Origin of the sequence: Paraburkholderia sp. RHO2 (assembly GCF_050955445.1) — a bacterium.
Taxonomy (GTDB): Bacteria; Actinomycetota; Actinomycetes; order Mycobacteriales; family Mycobacteriaceae; genus Prescottella; species Prescottella agglutinans_A.
This window is the reverse complement of sequence record NZ_CP162617.1, coordinates 495,528-520,517: the sequence shown is the minus strand read 5'-3', so window position 1 is coordinate 520,517 and position 24,990 is coordinate 495,528. Positions and strand designations below refer to the sequence as shown.

The 24,990-nt window shown below is 68.5% G+C and carries 22 protein-coding genes; 6 read left to right on the top strand and 16 right to left on the bottom strand.

Annotated elements, in window-relative coordinates; all coding sequences use genetic code 11:
• Positions 1 to 20: 20 nt before the first annotated feature.
• Positions 21 to 1,559 carry an arylsulfatase gene (locus ABTV10_RS02340; RefSeq protein ID WP_499032262.1) on the bottom strand — a complete coding sequence of 513 codons (1,539 nt, stop codon included), beginning with the start codon at positions 1,557 to 1,559 and terminating at the stop codon, positions 21 to 23.
• A 266-nt stretch (positions 1,560 to 1,825) separates the two neighbouring features.
• On the opposite strand from ABTV10_RS02340, the gene ABTV10_RS02335 reads away from it, so the two are divergent.
• Positions 1,826 to 2,239 carry a Rieske (2Fe-2S) protein gene (locus tag ABTV10_RS02335; RefSeq protein ID WP_499032260.1) on the top strand — a complete coding sequence of 138 codons (414 nt, stop codon included), beginning with the start codon at positions 1,826 to 1,828 and terminating at the stop codon, positions 2,237 to 2,239.
• A gap of 60 nt (positions 2,240 to 2,299) precedes the next feature.
• Here the strand turns inward: ABTV10_RS02335 and ABTV10_RS02330 are convergent, their stop codons facing one another.
• From ABTV10_RS02330 to ABTV10_RS02305, 6 genes are all read right to left on the bottom strand, one after another.
• The gene (locus tag ABTV10_RS02330; RefSeq protein WP_499032259.1) at positions 2,300 to 2,923 is read right to left on the bottom strand and encodes a class I SAM-dependent methyltransferase; all 624 of its coding nucleotides are present in this window, start codon (positions 2,921 to 2,923) and stop codon (positions 2,300 to 2,302) included.
• A gap of 93 nt (positions 2,924 to 3,016) precedes the next feature.
• The gene (locus ABTV10_RS02325; RefSeq protein WP_499032257.1) at positions 3,017 to 4,147 is read right to left on the bottom strand and encodes an amidohydrolase; all 1,131 of its coding nucleotides are present in this window, start codon (positions 4,145 to 4,147) and stop codon (positions 3,017 to 3,019) included.
• Between the two features lie 18 nt (positions 4,148 to 4,165).
• A complete protein-coding gene (locus ABTV10_RS02320; protein ID WP_499032255.1) occupies positions 4,166 to 6,049 on the bottom strand; it encodes an alpha/beta hydrolase family protein in 1,884 nt (627 codons plus the stop codon).
• Positions 6,046 to 7,830 (bottom strand): N-acetylglutaminylglutamine amidotransferase, encoded by a 1,785-nt coding sequence (locus tag ABTV10_RS02315; RefSeq protein WP_499032253.1) that lies wholly within the window; start codon positions 7,828 to 7,830, stop codon positions 6,046 to 6,048. Before ABTV10_RS02315 ends, ABTV10_RS02320 begins: the two co-directional genes overlap by 4 nt.
• Before the next feature lie 23 nt (positions 7,831 to 7,853).
• On the bottom strand, positions 7,854 to 9,086 hold the full coding sequence (locus ABTV10_RS02310) for a carboxylate-amine ligase (protein WP_499032252.1): 1,233 nt from the start codon (positions 9,084 to 9,086) through the stop codon (positions 7,854 to 7,856).
• 252 nt (positions 9,087 to 9,338) lie between these two features.
• A complete protein-coding gene (locus tag ABTV10_RS02305) occupies positions 9,339 to 9,707 on the bottom strand; it encodes an Rv2640c family ArsR-like transcriptional regulator (RefSeq protein ID WP_499032250.1) in 369 nt (122 codons plus the stop codon).
• 96 nt (positions 9,708 to 9,803) lie between these two features.
• Between ABTV10_RS02305 and ABTV10_RS02300 the strand changes: the two genes are divergently transcribed.
• Entirely contained in the window at positions 9,804 to 10,280 is a 477-nt protein-coding gene (locus ABTV10_RS02300; RefSeq protein WP_433609456.1) for an ArsI/CadI family heavy metal resistance metalloenzyme, read from the top strand.
• 22 nt (positions 10,281 to 10,302) lie between these two features.
• Here ABTV10_RS02300 and arsB read toward each other — a convergent pair whose 3' ends face one another.
• From arsB to ABTV10_RS02280, 4 genes are all read right to left on the bottom strand, one after another.
• Positions 10,303 to 11,799 carry an ACR3 family arsenite efflux transporter gene (gene arsB / locus ABTV10_RS02295; protein ID WP_499032248.1) on the bottom strand — a complete coding sequence of 499 codons (1,497 nt, stop codon included), beginning with the start codon at positions 11,797 to 11,799 and terminating at the stop codon, positions 10,303 to 10,305.
• On the bottom strand, positions 11,796 to 12,194 hold the full coding sequence (locus tag ABTV10_RS02290; RefSeq protein ID WP_499032247.1) for an ArsR/SmtB family transcription factor: 399 nt from the start codon (positions 12,192 to 12,194) through the stop codon (positions 11,796 to 11,798). The genes arsB and ABTV10_RS02290 overlap by 4 nt, the downstream gene beginning before the upstream one ends.
• A 60-nt stretch (positions 12,195 to 12,254) precedes the next feature.
• Complete coding sequence (locus tag ABTV10_RS02285) at positions 12,255 to 14,084, bottom strand: multicopper oxidase family protein (protein WP_499032246.1); 1,830 nt, start codon at positions 14,082 to 14,084, stop codon at positions 12,255 to 12,257.
• Between the two features lie 102 nt (positions 14,085 to 14,186).
• A complete protein-coding gene (locus tag ABTV10_RS02280; RefSeq protein WP_499035117.1) occupies positions 14,187 to 15,446 on the bottom strand; it encodes an ion channel protein in 1,260 nt (419 codons plus the stop codon).
• A 178-nt stretch (positions 15,447 to 15,624) separates the two neighbouring features.
• Between ABTV10_RS02280 and ABTV10_RS02275 the strand changes: the two genes are divergently transcribed.
• The 3 genes from ABTV10_RS02275 to ABTV10_RS02265 all read left to right on the top strand — a co-directional run bounded on the left by ABTV10_RS02275 (position 15,625) and on the right by ABTV10_RS02265 (position 17,208).
• A complete protein-coding gene (locus ABTV10_RS02275) occupies positions 15,625 to 16,521 on the top strand; it encodes a hypothetical protein (RefSeq protein ID WP_499032245.1) in 897 nt (298 codons plus the stop codon).
• A gap of 18 nt (positions 16,522 to 16,539) precedes the next feature.
• The gene (locus tag ABTV10_RS02270; RefSeq protein WP_499032243.1) at positions 16,540 to 16,689 is read left to right on the top strand and encodes a hypothetical protein; all 150 of its coding nucleotides are present in this window, start codon (positions 16,540 to 16,542) and stop codon (positions 16,687 to 16,689) included.
• 72 nt (positions 16,690 to 16,761) lie between these two features.
• Complete coding sequence (locus ABTV10_RS02265) at positions 16,762 to 17,208, top strand: DUF6069 family protein (protein ID WP_499032241.1); 447 nt, start codon at positions 16,762 to 16,764, stop codon at positions 17,206 to 17,208.
• A gap of 53 nt (positions 17,209 to 17,261) precedes the next feature.
• Here ABTV10_RS02265 and ABTV10_RS02260 read toward each other — a convergent pair whose 3' ends face one another.
• The 3 genes from ABTV10_RS02260 to ABTV10_RS02250 form a co-directional block, all read right to left on the bottom strand.
• Positions 17,262 to 18,788 carry an acyl-CoA carboxylase subunit beta gene (locus tag ABTV10_RS02260; RefSeq protein WP_499032240.1) on the bottom strand — a complete coding sequence of 509 codons (1,527 nt, stop codon included), beginning with the start codon at positions 18,786 to 18,788 and terminating at the stop codon, positions 17,262 to 17,264.
• A gap of 122 nt (positions 18,789 to 18,910) precedes the next feature.
• Complete coding sequence (locus tag ABTV10_RS02255) at positions 18,911 to 19,942, bottom strand: aspartate-semialdehyde dehydrogenase (protein WP_499032239.1); 1,032 nt, start codon at positions 19,940 to 19,942, stop codon at positions 18,911 to 18,913.
• Positions 19,943 to 19,949: 7 nt separating this feature from the next.
• Entirely contained in the window at positions 19,950 to 21,215 is a 1,266-nt protein-coding gene (locus ABTV10_RS02250; RefSeq protein WP_433609434.1) for an aspartate kinase, read from the bottom strand.
• A gap of 136 nt (positions 21,216 to 21,351) precedes the next feature.
• Between ABTV10_RS02250 and ABTV10_RS02245 the strand changes: the two genes are divergently transcribed.
• Entirely contained in the window at positions 21,352 to 22,548 is a 1,197-nt protein-coding gene (locus tag ABTV10_RS02245; protein ID WP_499032238.1) for a low temperature requirement protein A, read from the top strand.
• Positions 22,549 to 22,551: 3 nt separating this feature from the next.
• Here the strand turns inward: ABTV10_RS02245 and ABTV10_RS02240 are convergent, their stop codons facing one another.
• Entirely contained in the window at positions 22,552 to 23,205 is a 654-nt protein-coding gene (locus tag ABTV10_RS02240; RefSeq protein WP_499032237.1) for a GAP family protein, read from the bottom strand.
• 4 nt (positions 23,206 to 23,209) lie between these two features.
• Entirely contained in the window at positions 23,210 to 24,910 is a 1,701-nt protein-coding gene (locus tag ABTV10_RS02235; RefSeq protein ID WP_499032236.1) for a SulP family inorganic anion transporter, read from the bottom strand.
• Positions 24,911 to 24,990: the final 80 nt, after the last annotated feature.

The window sequence follows — 24,990 nt, the reverse complement described above, 5'->3', positions numbered from 1 at the left end:
CAGGGTGTCAGCCACGGCGATCAGTCCCTCGCCAGGAATGCGTGCAGCTTGCTCACCGCGTGGTCGATCGTGAAGCTGGCCGCCTCCTGCCGAGGCGGGAACTCCTTGAACGTCTCGAGGAATGCGGTGGTGATCGCGGTTCCGTAGAAGGCGATGTAGTCGTGGTCGAGGAACCAGTCCCAGTACGTGTTCGAGGTGGCGTCGGCCCGCTCGTACGGATCGGTTCGCAGATTGAACAGCTTGGGGACCCGGAGCTGGGTGAACGGCTCCGCCCAGATACCGAGAGTTCCCTGCGCCCGCTGCTCCATGAAGACGATCTTCCAGTTCTCGAACCGGATACCCAGCACGTCGCAGTCGTCGGAGAAGTAGACCATCCCGCGGCGCGGGCTCGTGTCGACCTCGCCGGTGAGGTACGGCAGCAGGTTGTAGCCGTCGATGTGCACCTTGAACGTCTTGTCGTCGACGGTGTGACCGTCCTCGAGCTTGTCGACGATGTCCGCCTCGCCGGCCGCCGCGAGGAAAGTGGGCAGCCAGTCGTGATGCTGGACGATTTCATTGGACACCGAGCCCGCGGGGATCTTTCCGGGCCAACGGATCACCTGCGGGACGCGGAACGCGCCCTCCCAGTTGGTGTCCTTCTCGCTGCGGAACGGCGTGGTGGCCCCGTCCGGCCACGTGTTGGCGTGCGGACCGTTGTCGGTGCTGTAGATGACAATCGTGTTCTCGGCCAGACCGAGTTCGTCGAGCGCATCGAGCACCTGCCCGACGTTCTTGTCGTGGTCGATCATGGTGTCGTGGTACGGCGACTGCCAGATGCCCGACTGCCCCAGGCTCTCGGGCTTGGTGTGCGTACGCAGGTGCATGTGGGTGAAGTTCACCCACATGAAGAACGGCGTGCCCTCGGCATGCTTGCGCCGGACGAAATCGACAGCCGCGTCGGCGATCTCGTCGTCAATGGTCTCCATCCGCTTCTTGGTCAGTGGGCCGGTGTCCTCGATCTTCTGTCGTCCCACGCGGCCGAACTTCGGGTCCTCGGTGGGATCGTCCTCGTCGATGGCCCATGAGCGCAGGACGCCGCGGGGCTTCTGGAGGTTGTACAGACGCGGATACAGATCCTCGTGCGGGTAGTCCGGAAGCTCGGGTTCCTCCTCCGCATTGAGGTGGTAGAGGTTGCCGAAGAATTCGTCGAACCCGTGAACTGTCGGCAGGAACTTGTTGAGGTCACCGAGGTGGTTCTTTCCGAACTGCCCCGTCGCGTAGCCCAACGGCTTGAGCAGTTCCGCGATGGTCGGGTCCTCGGCCGACAGTCCGATGTCGGAGCCGGGAAACCCGACCTTGCTCATCCCGGTCCGGTAGACGCTCTGCCCGGTGATGAACGACGCGCGGCCCGCAGTGCAACTCTGCTCACCGTAGGAGTCGGTGAACTTCATCCCCTCGTCGGCGAGACGGTCGATGTTCGGCGTCCGGTATCCCATGATCCCGTCGCTGTAGCAGCTGAGATTGGTGATCCCGATGTCGTCTCCCCAGATCACCACAATGTTCGGCTTCGAATCCGGCATCACCCATCTCCTCGTCCGTCGGCACGGCGCGACAGTCCCCCGGCGCACACGTTGCAGCGAATTGTCTGAGGGTCAGACTGCCCGGCGAGTGCTCGCCGTCACATCACCCGTACCGGATGAAGAGCGCAATTGTGTGCTCTGCCGCTTTCTCGCCTCCACGGATTCGGAACGATCGCCCGCGCTGGTAGTGTCCGGCAACGCCGGAGGCGATGGACGATCGTTACGCCGCTCTTCGGCGGCCGATCGTCGAAGTGAGGATGTAGTCCGTGAGTGATACCCGGACGGAGGTTCCGAGGCGCGCCTTCCTGATCACCGCGTGCGCTGCCTGCGGCCTCGCCGCCGCTGCCTGCAGTTCGGGAACGAGCGGGGGCGACGCGAGCGCGACCGACAGTGGTCCGATCGAGGTGCCCACCGCCGACGTCCCCGTCGGGGGCGGGATCGTCCTGACTGCGAGCAAAATCGTCGTCACGCAACCCGAGAGCGGGGTCTTCAAGGCCTTCTCCGCGGTCTGCACGCACCAGGGCTGCCTGGTGGTGGGAGTGCGCAACGGTGCCGTCGAGTGCCCCTGCCACAACAGCCGTTTCTCCGCAGCAGACGGTTCCGTTGTCCGCGGTCCGGCACGGCAGTCGCTTCAGCCTCGAACGGTGACGACGTCCGGCGACACCCTGACCATCACCTGAGCGACCGGCGCACTTCCCGGGTGTGACGCGACCGGCATCGGTCCCGGACGGTGTCCGCGCTCAACCGGCAGCGGGCGCCGCGACCCCGAGCGAGAGGGCTCCCATGATCTTCGGCGCACCCTTCTCGTAGAAGGTGTCCAGGTCACGGATCTCGAAGCCCGCGGCTCGGATGAGGTCGGGAATCTCGCGCGTGATGTGGCAGCCGCCGGCGACGGCCTTCTGGATCGGCTCGAGCCGGCGCTGCCAGCGCTGAACCTTCTCGTGGGGTGCGAGTCCGTGTTCGACGAAGTGGAGGGTGCCGCCGGGTCTCAGGACGCGGCGCACCTCACACAACGCGGCATGAACGTCGGGGATGGTGCACATCGTCCACGTGGACAGGGCGGTGTCGAAGGTGTTGTCGGAGAAGGGAAGTGACTGACCGTCGAGCCCTGACCGCTCGACGGGTACGCGGGCGTGGGCGAGACGTTTGCGTGCCAGCCTCCATGCTTCGTCGGCCGGTTCGACGGCGCTGACGGAATCGACGGCCTCCGGGTAGAAGGGGACGTTGAGGCCCGAACCGAACCCGATCTCGATCACGCGGCCGTGAAGGCCCACACATGCCCGCTTCCGTGATGCATCGGTCAGCGAGTTCCCACACGAGACGTTCACCAGGTGGGGAACGATCCGATCCGTGTAGAACCCCATGTCGACCTCCTGATCGCGCTGCGTTGACGCCGCCCAGCATGGCATGCCGCATCGCCGGAATCGGTGTTTCCGACCGAACGGATCCAGGGTCGGCTACCCGCCGTAGGCGAGGGCGAGGAAGGTGCGCACCCCGTACTCGAGGGCTCGCTCGTCCAGATCGAAGTCGGGCGTGTGCAGATCGCGGCGCGGGCTGGTTCCGTCCCAGACTCCCAGGCGCGCCATGGCGCCCGGGACGTGCTCGAGATACCACGCGAAGTCCTCACCGCCGCTCGACTGTCCCGCCTCGGCCAGATTCTCGAGACCCACCACGGACTCGATCGCGGAGAGCATCTCGCCGGTTGCCTCGGGGTCGTTGACCACCGGCGGCACGCCCTGCACGTAGTCCAATTCGTGGTCGACGCCGTAGGGCGCGAGCAGCTCTGCGACGCTGCGGCGTACCAGCGGCTCCACCGTGGCCCATGTCCGATGCGACGCGCTGCGCAGGGTGCCCACCAGTTCGCCCGACTCCGGTATGGCGTTGCCGACCCGGCCGGCCTGGACCCGGCCCCACGTCAGCACGGTGGCGGTGCGGGCGTCGACGCGGCGATCGAGCACCGACGCCAGCCCGGTCACCAGCACGGCCGCGGCATGGATCAGATCGCCCGTCAGGTGTGGGCGCGCCGAATGGCCGCCCGCGGAGGACAGCCGCACCGTGAGCATGGCACCGGACGACGTGATCGGGCCGGCCCGGGTGGCGAGTTTGCCGACCTCCAGTTGCGGCGCGCAGTGCAGGGCGAAGATCCGTGAGACGCCCTCGAGCGCACCCCCGGCGACCACCTCGAGGGCTCCCCCCGGGGTGGTCTCCTCACCGGGCTGGAAGATCAACCGCACCCGCCGTGCGGGAGGCTCGGTCGCGAGCGCCGTCGCGGCCTCGAGGAGCATCGCGGTGTGCGCGTCGTGGCCGCACGCGTGGCACACCCCCTCGACGGTGGAGGCGTACGGCGCCCCGGTGGTCTCCGTCAACGGGAGCGCGTCGAGGTCGGCCCGCAATGCGACGGACGTCGGGGTGTAGGGCCCGACGTCGCACCACAGGCCGGTCCCGCGGGGCAGGACCACCGGATCGAGGCCCAGCGAACGCAGGTGATCGTGCACCAGCGCGGTCGTTCGGAACTCCGCGAACGACAGTTCGGGGTGCGCATGCAGATCCCGCCGCCACGCGACCAGCCGGTCGTGGTCTATGAGCATCCTTCAGCGCCACCCCCATCAGATCGCCGACACCGGGGCGTCGGTTCGGGCCAGCCTGCTCGTCAGCCAGTTCACCATGGTTCTCGCGAGCATGTCCCGGTTCTCACGCTTGACGATGTCGTGGCCCTCGTCGCCGAACAACAGGAGCTCGGCGACCCCGCCTCGGGCCTGCACGGATGCCACCACCTGTTCGGACTCGCTGACCGGCACGTTCGTGTCGTTGGCGCCGTGCACCACGAGAACGGGTGCCTTCAGGGCGTCGACGCGGTGGATCGGCGACAGTTCGGCCAGCAGTTCCCGATCGTGCTCCGGATGCCCGTACTTGGGGTAGGCGGCGGCCGCGATCCACGGCTCGGTGTCGGCGTAGAAGGTCTCGAGATTGCTCATGCCGCAGATGGCGATGCCCGTGGCGAACAGGTCGGGGTGGAATGTGAGCGCAGCCAGTGTGAGGTACCCGCCGTACGAGTGCCCGGCGCATGCGATCCGCGTGGGGTCGGCGACTCCGCTGTCGACGACGTAGCGCACGCAGTCCGCCACGTCGTCGATGCCGGCGAATCGGCCGTACCGCTCGTCGGCGTGCATGAAGGTGCGGCCGAATCCGCCCGAGCCACGCACGTTGGGCGCGAAGACCGTGATGCCGGCCTCGACGAGCGCAGGAAAGTAGTCGCTGTATCCCGGGCGTTCCTGCAGCTCCGGTCCGCCGTGGAACCAGAGCATCACCGGACCGGGACCGTCCCGGGCGGTCCGGTAGAGCCACCCGGTCAGGGGTAATCCGTCGCGCGCGGTGAACTCGGCGAGCATCGGGGCGTCGGCCCGGGCGATCCGGGTCCGGGCCGGTTCCACCGGACCCCACTCGCCCGTTCGCGGGTCGACGATCTCCACCGACGGCGGCATCCCGGGGCCCTGCACCGTGACCGCGAGCAACGAGCCGTCGGCACTGATACTCAGCTCCGTGGCCACCAGCCCCGGCAGCCGGATCGGAGAATCGAGTGTTCCGTCCGCGAGATGCAGGATCTGCAGCTCGCTCAGACCCTTGTAGTTCCACAGCAGGGCAACGGTGCTGTGATCGTCGCTGACGACGAACTCGTCGAGGCCGCAGTTGTCCCGCTCGGCGAGAACCCGGTAGGAGACGCCGCGTTCGGAGACCGCCACGCCCAGCAACCGCGCGAACTCCGCACCGTTGTCGCTGCGCACGAGCGCGCGGACGTAGATGTCCGGCTCGCCCTCGCTCGACGCCCATGGCGACCGGTGCTGGCCGAGTACCCCGAGGATGCGGTGGTCGTCGAGGATGACGCCCGCGTCGGTGGTCGAACCGAAGTCCGTCGGCAGCAGTGGGATCCGGTTGCCGTCGGCGCGGTGCAGCAGCAGTTCGCGGTGCCCACGAGGGCCCACCCGCAGCAGCGCCGATCCAGCCCACGCGTCGACGAGGAAGCTGCCGACGCGGCGGTCGAGCACGACGGTGTCCTGGGTGCGCGGATCGACCAGCCGCGCCTCAGCCACTCCCCCCTCGTCGGTTGCGGTGAGCGCCAACCTATTCCCGTCCCATCCGATCAGCTCGGTCGAGACCGCGTGCCGCGACCCGACGAGCCGGGCCGAGCGGTCCGCCGGGTCCGTTCGTACGACCCACACCTGCGTGCGGTTGCCGCCGTGGGGAGCGACCTGGCATGCGAGCCACTGACTGTCCGCCGAATGCACGATCCGCGTGACCGGTCCGGGCACGGGCAGTTCCACCCGACGGTCGGTGCTGCCGTGCCTGCCCGACAGGAATCGCTGTACGGCCCACGGATAGCCCCCGTCGTCGACGAGGTGCGCGAATCCGGTCGCATCCGGCGAAACAGATGCGCCGGACGTGAATCGGATGTGTTGTCTGCCTTGTCTTTCCAACGGCTCCGGGGCAGTCACAGCCGCTCCATCGCCTGCAGCCACATCTCCAGCAGACCCACCTGCCACAGGGTGTTCGCGCCGCGGGCGGTGCGGATGTCGTTGGGCGCGGCGAACAGCGCGCCGAGCGCCTCCGGCCGGAACAGGCCCCGCTCGCGGGCGCTGCGCCCGCGCAGCGCGTCCTGCACGAGGTCGAGGACGTCACCCTCGAGATGCCGTATACCGGGGACCGGGAAGTACCCCTTGGTCCGGTCGATCACCTGGTTCGGCAGCAGGGCACGACTCGCCTCCTTCAGCACGCCCTTGCCGTCGCCCGCCAGCTTGAGCTCCGACGGGCAGGTGGCCGCCAGCTCCACGAAGTCGTGATCGAGGAACGGCACGCGGGCCTCGAGACCCCATGCCATGGTCATCGTGTCGACCCGTTTGACCGGATCCTCGACGAGCATCACCGTCGTGTCGAGGCGCAGCGCGGCATCGACGGAGGTGTCCGCACCCGGCGCACTGTGGTGCCGGGCGACGAATTCCGAGCTGACGTCGTGATCGAGGCAGTAGTCGGGGTCGACCAGCGCCGCGATGTCGTCGTGGGTGCGGTCGAAGTACACCTTGGCGTAGGCCTCGGCCGACTGTTCCCGTGCCACCCCGATCAGAGGGGGATACCAGTGATAGCCGGCGAGGATCTCATCCGCGCCCTGGCCGGACTGCACCACCTTGACGGACTTGCCGACCTCTTCCGACAGGAGGAAGAACGCCACGCAGTCGTGGCTGATCATCGGCTCGCTCATCGCCTCGACCGTCCTCGGCACCGCCGCGGGCAGCCGGGACGGATCGATGTGGATCTGCTGGTGATCGGTGCCGAAGGTCCGCGCCACCAGATCGGAGTAGTAGTACTCGTTTCCGGATTCACCTCCGGCCGAATCGAATCCGATGCTGAACGTGGCGAGGTTCCGTTGCCCCTGTTCGGCCAGCAGGGCCACGAGCAGGCTGGAATCGATACCCCCCGAGAGCAGCACCCCCACGGGCACGTCGGCGACCATGCGGCGTGCCACAGCCGTGCGCAGCGAGTCCATCAGGGCCTGCTGCCATTGCGCCGGCGTCCACGACACCCGTTCGGGTGAGGACTCGAATCTCGGTTCCCAGTAGCACCGTTCGGTCGAGGTGCCGTCGGGCTGCACCACCCGGATCGTCGCCGGCGGCAGTTTGCGGATGCCCTCGAACATGGTGTGCGGTGCCGGTACGGCCGCGGCGAAGCTCAGGTAGTGGTGCAGAGCCACGCGATCGATCGTGGTGTCGATGTCGCCGCCGCGCAGCAGCGCCTGCACGGTCGAGGCGAACCGCAGGCGGCCCGGCCGACCGGCGAAGTACAGAGGTTTGATGCCCAGGCGATCGCGGACAAAAGTCACCACGCCCGAATCGATCTCGTGCACAGCAAAGGCGAACATACCCTTGAACCGGTGGACGCAGTCCGCACCCCAGCGGTGGAAGCTCTTGAGCACCACCTCGCTGTCCGCCGTCGAGAAGAACCGGTATCCGGCCCGCTGCAGGTCGGCGCGCAGCTCCTGGTAGTTGTAGATGCAGCCGTTGAACACCAACGACAACCGAAGCTCGCTGTCAATCATCGGCTGACCGCCCCGCGCGGACAGGTCGATGATGCACAACCGGCGATGGCCGAACGCCACCGATTGCTGCGCGTACGCGCCCGCCGAATCCGGCCCGCGCGTCACCATCGCGTCGGTCATCCGGGACACCGCCGCCACGTCGGGCGTCGTCCCGTCGAAGCGCAGCTCACCGCATATGCCACACATGTCCGGCAACTCCTCCTGGGCTGTCAGCGCCGGTCGCCCGAGATGGCCGCGTCGAACGGCCCGGTCACGGTCCAGGTGTCCTTCCCGCCGCCGCCCCGCAACGAGTTCGTCGAGCCTCCAGCCGGCGCCGCGTCGTCGATGCATGTCTCCGGGTCCAGGCGGCAGGCGGTCTCGGCCGCCAGCAGGTCCACGACGTCGGTCAGGCGCCCCCGCCGGCGCAGGACCCGGCGCTGCCGTGCCGACGAGCTTCCCACCCGCAGGGTGATGGCTGACAGCTCGGAGACGACGTCCCAATCGCCGGTGGACTCGAGGTGCGGTCGCAGCGACCGGATCAGGCCCTCGACCACCTGCGGTGCGGGGCGCGGCTCGACAGCCTCCACATCGACCAGGTCGCCCTCGAGACCCGAACGCGCTGCCCGCCACATGGCCGCGCGAACCAGTGTGGGCGAGACCTGCAGCGGCGGTGTCCCCTCCTCGAGGGCGGCGGCCTCACGATCGACGAGAGCACGGAACAACCCCGCGACGAGCACGATCGTGTCCACGGACGGGCAGCTGTCGCACACCCGCAACTCGAGCGTCGAATATCGATCGGACGGGCGTAGGTCGAAGTAGACCATCCCAGGATCCTCGATCACACCGCTCCCGACGAGGTCGTCGATCAGCCGGTCGTATTCCGCGGCGGAATTCACGGGCGCCGCCGGTCCGGTGGTGGGCCAGCGGCTCCACACCAGAGATCGCATGCTCGCGTATCCGGTGTCGGTGCCGTCGGCCCAGAACGGCGAACTCGCGCTGAGTGCGAGGAAGATCGGTAGGTACGGGGCGACACGGTTGGCGATCCGCACGGCCTCGTCGCGGTCCGCCACGTCCACGTGCACCTGCGTACCGCAGATCAGCTGCTCACGGGCCAAGAGTTGATAGTCGGCGAGCATCCGCCGATACCGTGGGGTTTCGGTGACCTCCATCTCGGCGGGCACCGCGAGGGGCACCGCCCCCGAGGCCACCACTCCGACGCCGAGTTCGGCGGCCGTGTCGACGAGGACTCGCCGCCGGTGGGTCAGGTCGTCACGGAGGTCGGCCAGGTGCGTGAACACCCCGCTGTTGACCTCCACGACGCAGCGCTGGAGTTCCTCGACGTAGACGTCCCCGGGAAGGCGTTCGAGCAGTTCCGGTGCGCGTGTGACCAGTCGCCGGGTCTTCGCGTCGATGAGATGGAACTCCTCTTCGACTCCCAGCTTGCGTTCTTCGTCGGTCGGCACGGCGCTACCTCGCGCGCCGCGAGGGTGTGGCAGGCGTCGGGCTCATCGAGGGTCCTCTCTGTCCCGTCGACGGGTGAACCGAGCCGTGCACCGTCTTCCGTACGCGACCCGCGCCGTCGATTACCCAGGCTGTCAGTTTTCAACCGCACTGCCGGACCAGTATTCGTACCCTCGTCACCGATTCACACACATATCCAGATTCGTTAGCGTGTTGGTATCCGAACGAGAGGGCGAACACCGGATCGAACGGGGCTATCGCGACTCGCCGCAACAGTTCGGATCGAGCACGAGACGGAGCGCGTCGAGCGATTCGCCGCGCACCCGGTAGTAGACGTTCATGCCGCGGCGCTCCGATTCGACCATGCCGGCCTTCTTCAGTTGCCCCAGGTGGTGGCTCACGGTCGATTCCGCGAGGTTCACCCCGGTGGCGAGGTCGCAGGTACAGACCTCGCCACCGTCGGTGGTGAGCAGGATCGACACGAGCTTGATCCGAACCGGGTCGGCGAGCGCCTTCAACCGCAGCGCGACCTGCAGCGCGGCGTCGTCACCCATCGGCGCCGCGGAGACCGGTGCGCAGCAGATCGGTGCGCTGACGTCGACGATCGGCAAGGCCTTCGGCATGATCACAACCCTACCGGAGTTCCTTGACTTATGTCGAAAAGGTGGCACCCTGAAGATGCAAGCAATTCGATATATGTCGCATAGCCGGAGGCTGTCATGTCACGCGCACAACTCGCACTCAACGTCGACGACCTGCAGGAAGCGGTCACCTTCTACTCGAAACTCTTCAACACCGAACCCGCCAAGCTGAAGCCCGGTTACGCGAACTTCGCGATCGCGGAACCGCCGCTGAAGCTCGTCCTGCTCGAGAACCCCGGCAAGGGCGGCACGATCAACCACCTCGGCGTCGAGGTCGAATCGAGCGAGAAGGTGCACGCGGAGATCGCTCGCCTCACCGGCGAGGGTCTGTTCACCGACGAGGAGATCGGCACCACCTGTTGCTTCGCCACCCAGGACAAGGTGTGGGTCACCGGGCCCGCCGGTGAGAAGTGGGAGGTATATACCGTGCTCGCCGACTCCGAGACGTTCGGCACCAGCCCGCAGCTACTCGCGGACACCGCACCCGGGAGCGGCGTGTGCTGCGGAACCGCCACCGGGACCGAGTCCTCGCCCGACGAATCATCCTGCTGCTGAACGACCCATCGCCGGGTTCCGCCTACGGGAGGAGCTCGGCGATCAACGTCTCCACGCGGGAACGGATCTCGTCCCGTATGGGGCGGACGGCGTCGACGCCCTTACCCGCGGGATCGTCGAGAACCCAGTCACGGTAAGACTTTCCGGGGAACACGGGGCAGGTGTCGCCGCAGCCCATGGTGATCACCACGTCCGACGCCTGCACCGCCTCGACGGTGAGGATCTTCGGGCTCTGAGCGGAGAGGTCGATTCCCACCTCGGCCATCGCCGCGACCGCGGCCGGATTGACCGACCCTGCAGGCTCCGAGCCTGCGGACCGGACCTCGATCCGACCGCCCGACAGGTGGTCGAGGAACCCCGCCGCCATCTGGGAGCGGCCGGCGTTGTGGACGCAGACGAACAACACACTCGGCACGGTCATGGTTCCGCTACTCCTTCGACGCCGACGTATTTGCCGGCGCAGTTCGATCGAAGCGCTTGCGCAGCGCGAGGGAGACGTAGACAACGCGACGAGGACGGGGACCTCGATCAGCGGGCCGACGACGCCGGCGAGCGCCTGCCCGGAGGTGGCGCCGTAGGTGGCGATCGCGACTGCGATCGCGAGTTCGAAGTTGTTGCCCGCCGCGGTGAACGCGAGGGTGGTGGTGCGCTCGTAGCCGAGTCCCATCGCGGCGCCGAGGAGGTAGCCGCCGCCCCACATGATCGCGAAGTACGCCAGCAGCGGGATCGCGATTCGTACGACATCCATAGGCCGCGAGGTGATCTGTTCGCCCTGCAGGGCGAAGAGGATCACGATCGTGAACAGCAGACCGTAGAGGGCCCACGGGCCGATCCTCGGCAGGAACGTCGATTCGTACCAGGCGCGACCCTTGACCTTCTCGCCGAAGTGTCGGGTGAGGAAGCCGACGAGCAGCGGGATGCCGAGGAAGATCAATACGGATTTCGCGATCTGCCACGGGGAGGTGTCGATGGTGGTCTGCTCGAGCCCGAGCCAGCCCGGCAGGACGGACAGGTAGAACCAGCCGAGGACGGCGAACATCAGCACCTGGAACACCGAGTTGAGCGCCACCAGCACTGCGGCGGCCTCCCGGTCGCCGCATGCGAGGTCGTTCCAGATGATCACCATCGCGATGCACCGCGCCAGGCCGACGATGATCAGCCCGGTCCGGTACTCGGGCAGGTCGGCGAGGAAGATCCAGGCCAAGGCGAACATCAGCGCCGGGCCGAGGACCCAGTTCAGCAGCAGCGAACCCAGCAGCAGCTTCCGGTCGCCGGTGACGGTGTCGAGGCGGTCGTAGCGCACCTTCGCCAGCACCGGGTACATCATGATCAGCAGGCCGAGCGCGATCGGCAACGAGATGCCGTCGAGTTCGACGGCGCCGAGGGCGTCACCGAGCCCCGGAATCATGCGTCCCAGCAGCAGGCCGGCGACCATCGCGACGCCGATCCACACCGGCAGGAACCGGTCCAGCGTCGAGAGCCTGCCGACGACGGCCGGCGGCGCGGAAGTCTCGGTCACTGCGCCACCTCCACGGCCACCGCGTCGACCGGCGCGCAGACCGAGCCCTCGACGACGCCGGACTCGGGCGACAGCGCGTCCGAGAGTCGCGCCAGCGCCGACGGGATCACCCGGTAGTAGACCCACGTGCCGCGACGCTCACAGTCGAGCAGACCGGCCTCCCGCAGCACCTTCAGGTGATGGGAGATCGTCGGCTGGGACAGGTCGAACGCCGGGGAGATGTCGCAGACGCAACTCTCCCCGCCCGCGTGGCCGGCGATCAGGCTCAGCATCCGGAGCCGCACCGGGTCGCCGAGCGCCTTGAACATCCGGGCCAGCTCACCCGCCCGGCTCTCCGAGAGCGGTTGCCTCCCGAGGGGCGGGCAGCACGCCACGCCGGACTCTTGTATCGACATCCTTCAATATTGACAGACTTCGAATCAGTCCGGCGTCGGGAGTCCCGGCATCGGCCGCGGTCACTCCGCGACGGTGCGGAAACCGAGCATCATGTCGTGGTCCTCGTGGTCGAGCATGTGGCAATGCCACACGTAGCCCTGCAGCGGACCGTACGTGGCCGGTGCCGGGGCGTGTGCGGGCTGCCCGTGACCGGTGTGGTCGGGTTCCGGCGGCGCCGGTGCAGCGCTCTGCCCCACACCGAACGTCGCGTCCGGGTCGAAGCCCAACCGGGCGGCGGTGGGGAACGCCGCGACGATTCGGGTGACCGTCCCCGGATTCGCCACGACCGTGTCCTTGCGCCCCGACTCCCACGGCTCGGGCGGCACCAGCGGCGAGGTGACGAACTCGTCGACGGGTGGCGCCCACTTGGTGCCGACCGGCGGCACCGGATAGCGCTGCATGTAGCGCTGCTGGTCGAAATCCTGTCGGCCGAGCACCCGAAAGTTGACCAGGTGCAGGTGAATCGGGTGCGGCTCCGGGGCCACATTGACGATGTCCCACTGTTCGACGGTGCCCTGCCGCGGCATCTCGATGTCGGCGTCCCCGAACGTGAGGTTGTTCAGCGACATCAACGCGCTGCCGGTCGACGGATCGGAAAGCTGCATGACCGTGACCGTCCGCCGCACCTGTGGCGTCGGCACCGGCTCGAGGTCCGCCGGCTGCCCGGCTCCCCCACGTAGCGTCTCGGGTACCGCACCCGCGAATCCGCGTCCCGCGGCCACCCGGAACCGGCAGAACAGCGGCATCGCCCGTGCCCCGCGCTGCGACGCCGCGAGCGGCGGCGGTTCGTCGTTGCACAGTTCCACCGTCGAATCGGGCCCGAGTGCAGCGAAGTCGACCAGCAGGTCCACCCGTTCCCCGGGCGCCAGCCGCACCCGGGTCGACGGCACCGGCGCCGGCAGCATGCCGCCCTCCATGCCGAGGATCCAGAACCGCATCCGGTTGCCGAAGAACAGGTTCCAGACACTGAACGACGCGGCGTTGACGATCCGCAGCCGGTACATCCCCCGCGCCACCTCGAGCTCCGGCCATATCTTGCCGTTCACCACACCGACGTCGCCGGGGGTGCCACCGTCCCAGCGGCCCTGCGGCACGAGGGGGGTCGCGCGGATGCTCTGCCGTCCGTCGGCGGTGAAGACCTTCTCCTGCAGGATCAGCGGGATCTCGAACTCGCCCGACGGCAGACCCCACGCGTTGTCACCTGCGCCCGTGTCGAATTGGTCGCGCAGCAGGAAGATCCCGGCCAGGCCGGCGTAGACGTTGAGACGGGTGATCCCCATCGCGTGGTCGTGGTACCACTGCTGGGTCGCCTCGTGGCCGTTGGGATACCGGTGCACGTGTCCCTGACCGGGGCGCTGCAGGTACGCCGGGTGACCGTCGTGCTCGGGGGCCGTGACCGCGCCGTGCAGGTGCATCGACGTCGGCACCGACGTCCGGTCCTGCTCGGTGACACCGTGCAGGGTGGTGTCGAAGTCCGCGGCCAGCGGGTGGACGCCGATCTCGTTGCGGTACGCGACGGTCAGTGGCTCGCCGCTGTGCGCCTCGACCGTGGGTCCGAGATACTCCATGCCGCCGTACGCCAGCGCCGGCGACGGGGCCATGTCGCGGTGGAACCGATGGGTCGTGCTCGCGGCCCGCAGTTCCAGTTGCGGCCCGGTGAGCACCGGCAGCCGTGGCAGCTCGTCGACGAAGGGCGTGAGTCTCGGCGACGCGAACAGCAGCGGGCGCGCCGGGTCGATGTTGCCGAAGTCGCCGATGTCCTGCGCGTGCACCGCGGCCATCCCGGCCGCCCCCACACCGAGCGCCCCGGCGGTCCACGCGAGCCCGCGGTTGAAGGCGCGCCTCGACATCCGTCCGCTCATCACACGTCACACTCCCCGTGGTCGCCCTACCGGAGCACGCCCGCCCGACGGTACGCCGGAACCGACCGTCGCCCTCCCACTTTCCCGGATCTATCCGGAGACTCCGGGCGCTTCCGGGCGAGCGGGACGAATCGTCATGCCCGGCCGGTGCACGGCCAGCAGCCACACCGGCAGCACCGCGACGCACAGCACCGGCAGCACCGCCACCGAGCCGACCATCGCGGCCGGGATGAAGATCCCGAGCCAGCAACTGCGCACTGCCACCACCACCGCCCCGAGCACGGCACAGGCCACCGCGAGTGTCACCGGCACCGACGGGACCAGCGCGTGCGCGACGAGGCCCGCGTTCACCCCGAGCACGGCCGACGCGATGACACGTCCACCGCGGAAGCCGCTTGCGGCCGCCACCGCGAAGGCCGCGAGGCTGCACAACCCGACCACCACGAGACGCGGAAGAGACGTCTCCGGTGCGGCCGCGACCAGCGACCGCATGGTCTCGCCGTCTTTGAACATGGCCTGCGGACCGCCGAGCGCACCGAGGACACCCAGTACGACGCCGCCCAGACCGGTCATCAGCACGGGGTTGCGAACGCGATGGAACAGCGCGTGCAGGGCCCGGTATCCGGATACCACGCCGAGCACGACCAGCGCGGTGGCGGCGGCGATCGCGACGCCGCCGAGCACGTTCGGCAGCGTCGTCGACCAGGACCCGGGCACGTCGATCGTCAGCACCGGCCGGCGGAGGACCGCCATCGTGACGGTGCCGGTCCCGGCCGCGACCAACGGCGTGAAGACGACGTCCCACAGGTTGCCCCGCACCGGCCGCCCCGTCAGTTCGAGGTACGCGAGCGGCGCCGCGATCGGAGTGCCGAACTGGACGCCGATCGTCGCCGCTGTCGCCAGCACGATCACCCGCCGCGAGGCGACGGCGGGCCGCAGTCGGGCGACGACCCACACCGCCAGCGCGGCGTTCACCGAGATCAGCACGTTCTCGGGGCTGAGGCTCACTCCCGCGCCCAGCGCGAGCACCGTCGCCGCCAGCAGACTCGGCAACGCCGACAACGGGATCGGCGGGCCGATCAGGCCGGCGGTCGCCGAGTCAGGGCCGCCGTGCCCGGGTACGAGCCACACGATCGCGCCGACGCCGACTCCGGTCGCGGTGAGCACCACGAGGATCCACCACCGGGCATCGCCCGAGAACCCGAGGGCGTGTGGGACACGGACGTACAGCACCTCGGCGACGACGCGGACCGCCTCGAACACGGCGATCGGGATCGCGGCGGCAGCCACGCCCACGAGCACCGCGAGGGCCGCCTCGCGCGCGATCGCACGGGCGTCCGGGTGCTCCACGTCCTTCAACGGCTCCTCCGGCGGTCTCGGCAGAGCGAACCGTCACCGTACTGCGCCCGCGCCGACTCGACGACGTCATCCGATTCGCCTGTCCGCCATGATCGCCCGAGTCGCCTACGCTGTCGGCAGTCCAACGGGACCGGCCGCGCCGGCCGCCCGTCGAGCCCGGAGGGATGTTGTGCGGTCGTCCAACTTCAACGTCGCATTGGCGCGCGAGGCACTCGCCGCCCGCTCCGAAACCGCGCAGGGATGGCTGCGCGGCACCGCGCCCGGCCGGACCGTGCAACGGATTCTGACCGGCTTCATCGACATCGAGTGGGCCGACCGGTCGATGACGCTGGCCGCGCAGTCCTTCACGTCGGTGCTGCCGGTGGTGATCGCGGCGTCGACCATCGGCCACCGTGACACGGCCACGAAGGGATTCTTCTCCCAGTTCGGCATCGACGTCGAATCCATCGATCTGGCACCGGGAAGCTTCGAGCCCACCGAACCCACGTTCGCAGCGTTCGGCATCATCGGTCTGCTGATGGTGGTGCTCAGTGGCACGTCGTTCGCCCGCGCACTGGGCCGCATGTACGGGCGGGCGTGGCACGTGCCCACGCTGAAGGTGTCGAGTTGGTGGCGGTGGGTCGCGGTCCTGCTGGCAGTGGCGGCGTCGGCCGCGTTGATCGGATTCACCAAGATCCTGCAGGGCGTGCCGTACCTGGGCGGATCACTGGTGCTGATCGCGCAGCTCGCGGTGTGGACAGGCCAGTGGGCGCTGGTTCCCTACCTGCTCACCGAACGGCGCCTGTCGAGTCGCGTGCTGTGGTGTACCGGGGTGATCACCGCCACCGGCCTGGCCGCGCTGGGACTCGCCGGCAACATCGTCCTCCCCCGAACCGTCGCCGAGGCCGAGGCCAAGTTCGGTGCCCTCGGACTGGTGTTCACCGCGATCGGCTGGATGTTCGTCGCGTGCGGCATCATCGTCGGAGCAACCGTGATCACCAAGGCGCTCGCACTGGACGAGGGGCCCGTCGGCCGGTATCTGCGGGGACCGGTGGAACCATTCACAGAAACCTCCATGGTCGCCTGAAGAAGGCCCTCAGGAAACGTGAGTTACCTGGGCGGTGTGAAAGCGAGTTCCTGCTACGCCCTGTCGCCCACCGGGACCGACGTGAACAGCGTGCTCGCCATCCTCACACCGCAACAGCGGAACATCCTCCGCCTGCGCGCACAGTTCGTGTTCACCCGCAGCGGGTGACGGCCCGCGCCCGACGATTCCCTACCGTGTCGGCAGGACAGGTTCCCGCTCGGCACCCGAAAGGAGCACTCGATGAGCGCGTATCCCCCCGGCCCACCGGCCGCACCCGCGGTGGACGCGAAACGACTGTGGTCGGGTGGCGTGGCCACCGCGCTGGTCGCGGCCCTCGCCGCCGTGGTGGGAATCCTGGTCGTCCGCGGCCTGCTGGACATCCCGGTCATCACCCCCGACACCACCTTCGGGGAATCGCAGGTGACCACGATCGCCGGCTACGCGATCATCGCGGCGCTGCTCGCGACCGCACTGCTGCATCTGCTCATGATCTCCACGCCCCGGGCGACGTCGTTCTTCGGCTGGATCGGCATCCTCGCGACGGTCGTCGTGGCGTTGTGGCCGTTCACCGTCTACGCGGACACCGACTCGAAGATCGGCAGTTCGCTGATCTACCTCGTCGTCGGGATCGCCATCGTGACCCTGCTGTCCGGCGTGGCCGGCACCGCGCGCACCACCGCCCCGTGATGTTCGGCGGCCGCGGACGCCGTGGATGTCGGCGTCGCGGCCTCCCTCGAACCTCAGCGCAGATAGCCTTGGTGCGCAACAGGTTCGACGACGTCGTCCCGCGCGCTCGCGTTCAGCCCGCGGATCAGGATGTTCCGCAGCTCCCGCGGGTCGATGACGTCGTCGTAGACGAGCGTCTGCGCCAACGCCCACGGCCCGGACGCCTCGTTCTCGACCAGGGCGCGTCGGGTCTCGTCGTCCTCCTTGGCGGTGCGCCCGCCGACGTCCGCGGGGATGCCGCCGAGCGTGACCGCGGGGAAGGCGAGCGTCAGCGTCTGGTTGTCGTAGGGATTCGCACCCATCACCGAACTGCCGAACCCGAACGCCTTGCGCACCGTCACATGGAACTTCGGTGTCCGCAGCCGGTGCTGGGCGGCGAACATGCGGGCACTGGCCTTGAGGATGCCCGCCTTCTCGGATTCGCTGCCCGCCATCACCCCCGGGTTGTCCGCGAGGAACAGCACGGGAAGGTGGAAGGCACCGGCGAGCTGGAGGAATGCCGCGGCCTTGTCGGCGGCCGCCACTGTCACGGCGCCCGCCATCACCGTCGGCTGGTTCGCGACGACGGCGACGGAGTGTCCGCCGATCCGCACCAGCGCGGTGATGATCGACGTCCCGTAGGTCGGCTGGATCTCGGTGACAGTGCCGGAGTCGGCCAGCGCGCCCAGCATCACCCGCATGTCGTAGGGGCGTTTCTGGTTCACCGGGATCAGGTCCAGCAACTCCGGCAGGGCCCGCTCCCCCACGTCGTGGTTCCCGCCGTCGGGACCGACCCACGGCGGGCGCTGCCACGCGCTGCCGGGGAAGTACGACAGGTAGCGGCGGGCCAGCGCCAGCGCGGCCTCGTCCGAGTCTGCGAGATTGTGTGCGACACCGGCGATGTCGATCGCGACCTGTGGTCCGCCGAGCGTCTGCTTGTCGATCTGCTCACCCGTGGACGCCGCGACGAGCGGCGGGCCGGCGGTGAACAGCGCGCCGTGCCCGTCGACCATGATCACGAAGTCCGAGAGCGGCGCGGCGAGGGCGCCGTGCCCCGCCGACGGCCCGGTCACGATCGCGACGGTGGGGACCCGCCCCGACAGGTCGGCCATCGCCTGAAGATCGTTGGGCGCCGGACGGTTTCGCTCCAACGCGTTGGTGGCGCGGTGCCCGGCGCCCTCGAGCATCATCACGAGCGGCACCCGGTTCCGCAGCGCCAGCTGGGCCGACCGGGCCCGCTTCGACGCGGCCGCGGTACCGATCGAGCCGCCCGCGACGGTGAAGTCCTCGGCGCCGACCACGACGGGGCGTCCGTCGATCGTCCCGGACCCGGCAACGAACGCATCCGACGGCACCGCCGGATCGCCTGCCAGCGGCCCCAGTTCGACGAACGACTCCGGGTCCAGCAGGCTGGCGACGCGGGCGCGAGCGTCCAGCCGGCCCTGCGCCCGATAGCGCGCGACCTTCTCCGCACCACCCATCGCGCGGGCGGCCGCCTTCCGCTCGGCCAAGCGATTCAGCAGAGGCTGCCAGTCGGCACCGTCTTCCATGTTCGCCGTCACACCAGTGAAGCTACGGTCGACCACCTTCGCCCGCAACAGCACTCACCACTCACCGAAAACGACGCGTGCGCGGCCACCCGACCCGAAGGCCGACGTGACCGCGCACGCGGGGAGAGCGGGAGCTAGACGAGCAGCTCGGCGATCTGGATGGTGTTGAGCGCCGCACCCTTACGCAGGTTGTCGCCCGAGATGAACAGCGCCAGTCCGCGGCCCTCGGGGGCACCCGGATCCTGACGGATCCGGCCGACGAGGGACACGTCGCCGCCGGCGGCCGCGAGCGGGTTCGGCACGTCCACCAGCTCGACGCCGGGGGCGTCGGCGAGCAGTTCCTTGGCACGCTCCACCGACAGCGGACGCTCGAACTCTGCGTTGATCGCGAGCGAGTGACCGGTGACGACCGGGACGCGCACGCACGTGCCCGACACCAGCAGGTCCGGCAGGCCCAGGATCTTGCGGCTCTCGTTGCGGAGCTTCTGGTCCTCGTCGGTCTCGCCGCTGCCGTCGTCGACGAGCGCACCGGCGAGCGGCACCACGTTGAACGCGATGGGGGCGACGTACTTGTTCGGCGCCGGGAAGTCGGCGGCCGCACCGGAGTGCACCAGCTTCTCGGCGTCGTCGGCGACGGCGCGCACCTGGCCGACGAGCTCCTCGACACCGGCGATGCCGCTGCCCGAGACCGCCTGGTAGCTGCTGACGATCAGCCGCTGCAGGCCCGCCTCGTCGTGCAGCACCTTGAGGACCGGCATCGCGGCCATCGTGGTGCAGTTCGGGTTGGCGATGATGCCCTTCGGCGGGTTCTTGGTCTCCTCTGGGTTCACCTCGCTCACGACGAGGGGCACCTCGGGATCCTTGCGCCACGCCGACGAGTTGTCGACGACGATCGCACCGGCCGCGGCGAAGCGCGGGGCCTGCGCACGCGACAGCGTCGCGCCGGCCGAGAACAGCGCGATGTCGATGCCCTTCAGGGATTCATCGGACGTCGCGGCGACGTCCTCGACGACGATCTCCTCACCGCGGAACGGCAGCTTCTTGCCGGCCGAACGCGCGGACGCGAAGAACCGCACCTTGTCGGCGGGGAAGTTGCGCTCCTCGAGCAGGGTGCGCATGACGATGCCGACCTGGCCGGTGGCACCGACGACAGCGATGGTGGTCATAGCTCTACTACCGTCCCGTTCCTGCGTGAACGACGGCCTCTTCCTCGCCGCCGAGTTCGAAAGCTGCATGGATCGCGCGCACGGCGTCGTCCAGATCGGTGTCCTTGACCAGCACCGAGATGCGGATCTCCGACGTCGAGATCAGGTCGATGTTGACGCCGGCGTCGGCGAGCGCCTCGCAGAACTTGGCCGTGACACCCGGGTGGCTCTTCATGCCGGCGCCGACGAGCGACACCTTGCCGATGAGGTCGTCGAACAGGATCTGCGTGAAGTCGATCTCCGACTGCAGGGCCGTCAGCTTCTCCACCGCGCGCGGGCCGTCGGCCTTGGGCAGCGTGAAGGTGATGTCGGTCTTGCCGGTCTCGACCTTGGAGATGTTCTGCAGCACCATGTCGATGTTGATCTCGGCCTCGGCGACGGCACGGAACACCTTGGCGGCGTGGCCCGGCGTGTCGGGCAGGCCGACGACGGTGACCTTGGCCTCGCCACGGTCGTGCGCAACGCCGGTGATCAGGGCTTCTTCCACGGGGATGTCCTCCATCGATCCGGACACGATCGTGCCGGGCTTGGTCGTGTATGACGAGCGGACGTGCACGGGCACGTTGTAGCGGCGGGCGTACTCGACGCAGCGCAGCATGAGCACCTTGGCGCCGCAGGCCGCCATCTCCAGCATCTCCTCGAAGGAGACGGTGTCCAGACGCTGCGCGTCGGGCACGATGCGCGGGTCGGCGGTGAAGACACCGTCGACGTCGGTGTAGATCTCGCACACGTCGGCCTTCAGCGCCGCGGCGAGCGCGACGGCGGTGGTGTCGGAACCGCCACGGCCGAGTGTGGTGACGTCCTTGCTGTCCTGGCTCACGCCCTGGAAGCCGGCGACCAGGACGATCGACCCCTCGTCGAGCGCGGTGCGAACGCGGCCCGGGGTGACGTCGATGATCTTGGCATTGCCGTGGCTGCCGGTGGTGATGACGCCGGCCTGTGAGCCGGTGAACGACCGGGCCTCGGCGCCGAGCGAGTGGATCGCCATCGCGACGAGCGCGTTCGAGATGCGCTCACCGGACGTGAGCAGCATGTCCATCTCGCGGGCCGGCGGCACCGGGCACACCTGCTGCGCGAGGTCGAGCAGCTCGTCGGTGGTGTCGCCCATCGCCGAGACGACCACGACGACGTCATTGCCCGCCTTCTTGGTCTCGACGATCCGTTCAGCGACGCGTCGGATGCGCTCGGCGCTCGCGACCGAGGATCCCCCGTACTTCTGGACGACGAGAGCCACGCGTGTGTACCTCCGGATAGATGGATTGATGCAAGTCCAGCTGTCGAGCTTACCGAGGTGCGTCGCCGGGAGTGCATTCCGTCCTGACCAACGGATAGGGGCGCGGTGTTGCTCCGTCGGTGGCAGCATCTGCACGGTGAACGTCACGCGCCGTCTGACCACCCGCCCCACCGAGGAACGGGCGTCGGTTTCACCACTCGAGCTGTTCTTCGACCTGGTGTTCGTCTTCGCGCTCACGCGGGTCACCGAACTGTGGGGCCACGATCCCAGCAGCGTCAACCTGTTGCACGGTGTGCTGCTGATGGCCGTGCTGTGGTGGTGCTGGGTGTGCTACTCGTGGGTGGCCAACCTCGTGCGCGCCGACGAGGGTGTGCTGCGGGTGGTGATGCTGGCGGCGATGTCCACGGTGTTCGTCATCGCACTGACCATCCCGGAGGCGTTCGACGACCTGCCGGGCGGCCTCGATTCCCCGCTCGTGTTCGCCGTCGGCTACTTCGTGGTGCGCGCGCTGCACATCCTGATCTTCCTGGTGATCAGCCGGGAAGACCCGCAGTTGCGCGGACAGGTGATGCGGTTCGTGCCGTCGATGCTCACCGGCACGACATTCCTGTTGATCGCATCGCAGCTGACCGGACCGTGGCAGACGGTGATGTGGTTCCTGGCGCTCGCCGGCGACTACCTGGGCACGCTGATCGGCGGACTCGACTGGCGACTGCGGTCGGTGAGCCACTTCGCGGAGCGGCACAGTTCGTTCGTGATCATCGCGCTGGGCGAGTCCATCGCATCGATCGGCATCGGCGTCGCGAGCCTGCCGACCACGTGGGCGATCATCGTCGCGTCGCTGCTCGGGCTCGCGGTGTCGTCGCTGCTGTGGTGGGCGTACTTCGACGTCACGTCGCTCATGGTGGAGCAGGCCTTCGAGGAGTCGCGGGGTCGGCGCCGCATCCGGATCGCCCAGCGCTGCTACAGCTACGCGCACCTGCCGATGGTGCTCGGAATCGTGATGGTCTCGCTGGGGTTGAAGAAGATCCTCTACTACGTCGGCGACGGCAACGAACACCGGCTGACCGATCCCCTGCAGGGCTGGCCGCTGGTCGCGCTGTTCGGTGGCGCGGCGCTGTACCTCGCGGCGCTCGTCTACTTCAAGATGTCCGGTGCCGGCGCGTTCAGCGTGCCGCGCACGGTGACCATCGTGGTACTGCTCGCTCTGATCCCACTCGCGTGGCAGCTGCCGGCGCTGGCCACGCTGGGACTCCTCACCGCGGTGCTGCTGGTTCTGATCTCCTACGAGACCTTCGTGTTCGCCGAGCACCGGCGCACCATCCGGGCGTGAGGGTCAGACGAGCGCGACCACGTTCCGGATCACGAACAGCGCACCGAAGCCGAAGAAGACAGAAAGCGTGAGTGGTCGCTCGTAGGTGATCATCCAGTCCTTGAACGACGCGAGGATGTCCTTCGCCCGGTCCCCGAACGCCAGGAAGATTCCGATCGGCACCAGGAAGTCGAGCGCCGCGGCCAGGAGCAGCAGCACCGTCCCGAACACCGCCGCCCCCACCGAGATGTCGGACGCGGCGATGATGGTCATTCCGGACATCATGATCGCCAGATTAGGGTTCACGATCGACAGCGCGGCACCCATGATGAACGCACCCCGTGGCTTCGCGTTCGAGAGTTGCTGCATCCATTCGGGGCCGGTGTCCGACGGCACCCGCCTGCGGACCAGCTGTGCCACGCCGAAGGCGACGAAGACCAGCCCCACCGCCAGGCCCGCGCAGTGGGCGGCGGTGCCGGACCGGGTGTCGTGCGTCGCGCCGCCGAGCAGCGCCGCGATGCCGATCGCGGTGTAGGCGATCATGAACGCCGTGAAGAAGGCGAACGCGTTGGCGAGCGCCCGCTTGGTCTGCAGCAACAGCACGCAGCCCGCGATCGCCGCAGGTGTCACCGCCATGCCTGCCAGCTCCGGCAGCAGCTGCAGGATCAGCTCTCCCATTTCGTCACCTCTCCGCGGAGTCGGTCGATCTCGGACGGACGACGATCGCTCGGACCGCGTCCTCGACGCTTGCGAAAACCCTTCCTGCGGAATCGAGTTCGCGACCGAGTGCGGTTCGGCGCACGGTCGCGAGGTTCGTGCGAGGCAGCGCGGCGTAGAACACCTCGGTACCGGCGTCGGACAGCTCCCTGTCCAGGTCCAGGAGGTTGCGCATCACCGTCGTCGTCACCTGCGAGATTCGCGAGCAGTCGAGGACCAGCGTCGACGGCCGCATCTCCAACACCCGCCGGCTGATCTCGCGGGTGTTGGCACGGACGTTGGCCGTGTACAGACCCGAATCGACCCGCAACACCAGTGGATCCGACGCGACGGGCGGCGCGTCCGGCTCCAATGCCCGCCAGCCTCCCTCGACGTTGCGGGTCAGCTGCAAGACGTGCGGTCGGTTGAGTTCGTGCAGAACGAGATACAGCGTCAACAGCACACCGGCCAGGACGGCCGGCAGCAGCCCGGCCGTCAGTCCGATCAGCGCCGTCGCGGATGCGATCCAGAACTCCATCCGGTTCACCTGCCAGTACCTCACGAACGCCCCGAGGTCGACCAGTCCGAGCGTCGCGACCACCACCATCGCGCCGAGCGTCGCCTGGGGTAGATCACTCAGGACCGGCGCGAGGAACAGCGCCACCAGCACCGCAAGGAACGCGGTCACGATCCCGCTCAACTGGGTACGCGCCCCGGCCCGTAGCGAGACCGCCGTCTGGGAGAAACCCCCGGCTGGCGGCAACGTGTGGAAGAACGATCCCGCCATCGACGCCACCCCGTTCGCGAGAAGCTCGCGGTCGCTGTCGATCTGCGGTTCCTCCGGGCGGCGGACGCCTCGCGCGACCGCGACGGTCTCGAGGAACGCCATCACCGAGATCGCCAGGGCGCCGGGCAGCAGCCCACCGACGTCGTGCAGGGACGGGATCCCGGGCAGCGGGATCCCGCGTGGCACCTCCGTGATCAGCTCGACGCCCCGGTCACGCAGCCCCGTGAACGCGATCAACGCGATGCCGACGGCGACCACGACGAGCGGTCCGGGAACCCGTGGCACGAACCGGCTCATCACAACGAGGGCTGCGATGGATGCCGCCGACAACGCGACGGTCGCGCCGTTCGCATCGCCCAGTTGGCCGAGCACGCCACCGAGAACGTCTACGAACCCCGTCGCGTCCGGATCACCCGGCACCCCGAGCAGCTTCGGCAGCTGACTGGCCGCCACGGTCAGACCGACACCCGCCTTGATGCCGGACATCGTTGCATCGCTGATGTTCTCGATGATCGCGCCCAGTCGGAGAATCCGCGCGACAACCAGGATCACGCCGACCATGAGGGTCAATGTCATCAGCGACGTCTGTGCGTCCTCCGATCCGGCGGCGATGCCAGCGCCGATCAACGTCGATGCCGTGAGCGTCGCGATCGTCGACGTGGTGCTGACGCTCACGGTGCGCGAACCGCCCAGCAGCGCATACACGATCATCGGCACCATGCACGTGTACAGACCGATCTGCACCGGCATGTCCGCGATCGACGCGTAGGCCATGGCCTGCGGGATCACGACGGCACCGGCACTGAGTCCGGCGACCAGATCGGCACGCAGCCAAGGCATCCGGTAACCGACGAGCGTCGGCGCGAAAACAGCCGTCGACTGCCCTTCGCTGCGCACCATCACTCCTCCATCGAATCGGGTACCGCCGAGCAAATCAGCCGCGCATGAGCGCTGGATCACCCTCGCCGGGTGAAGCCGGT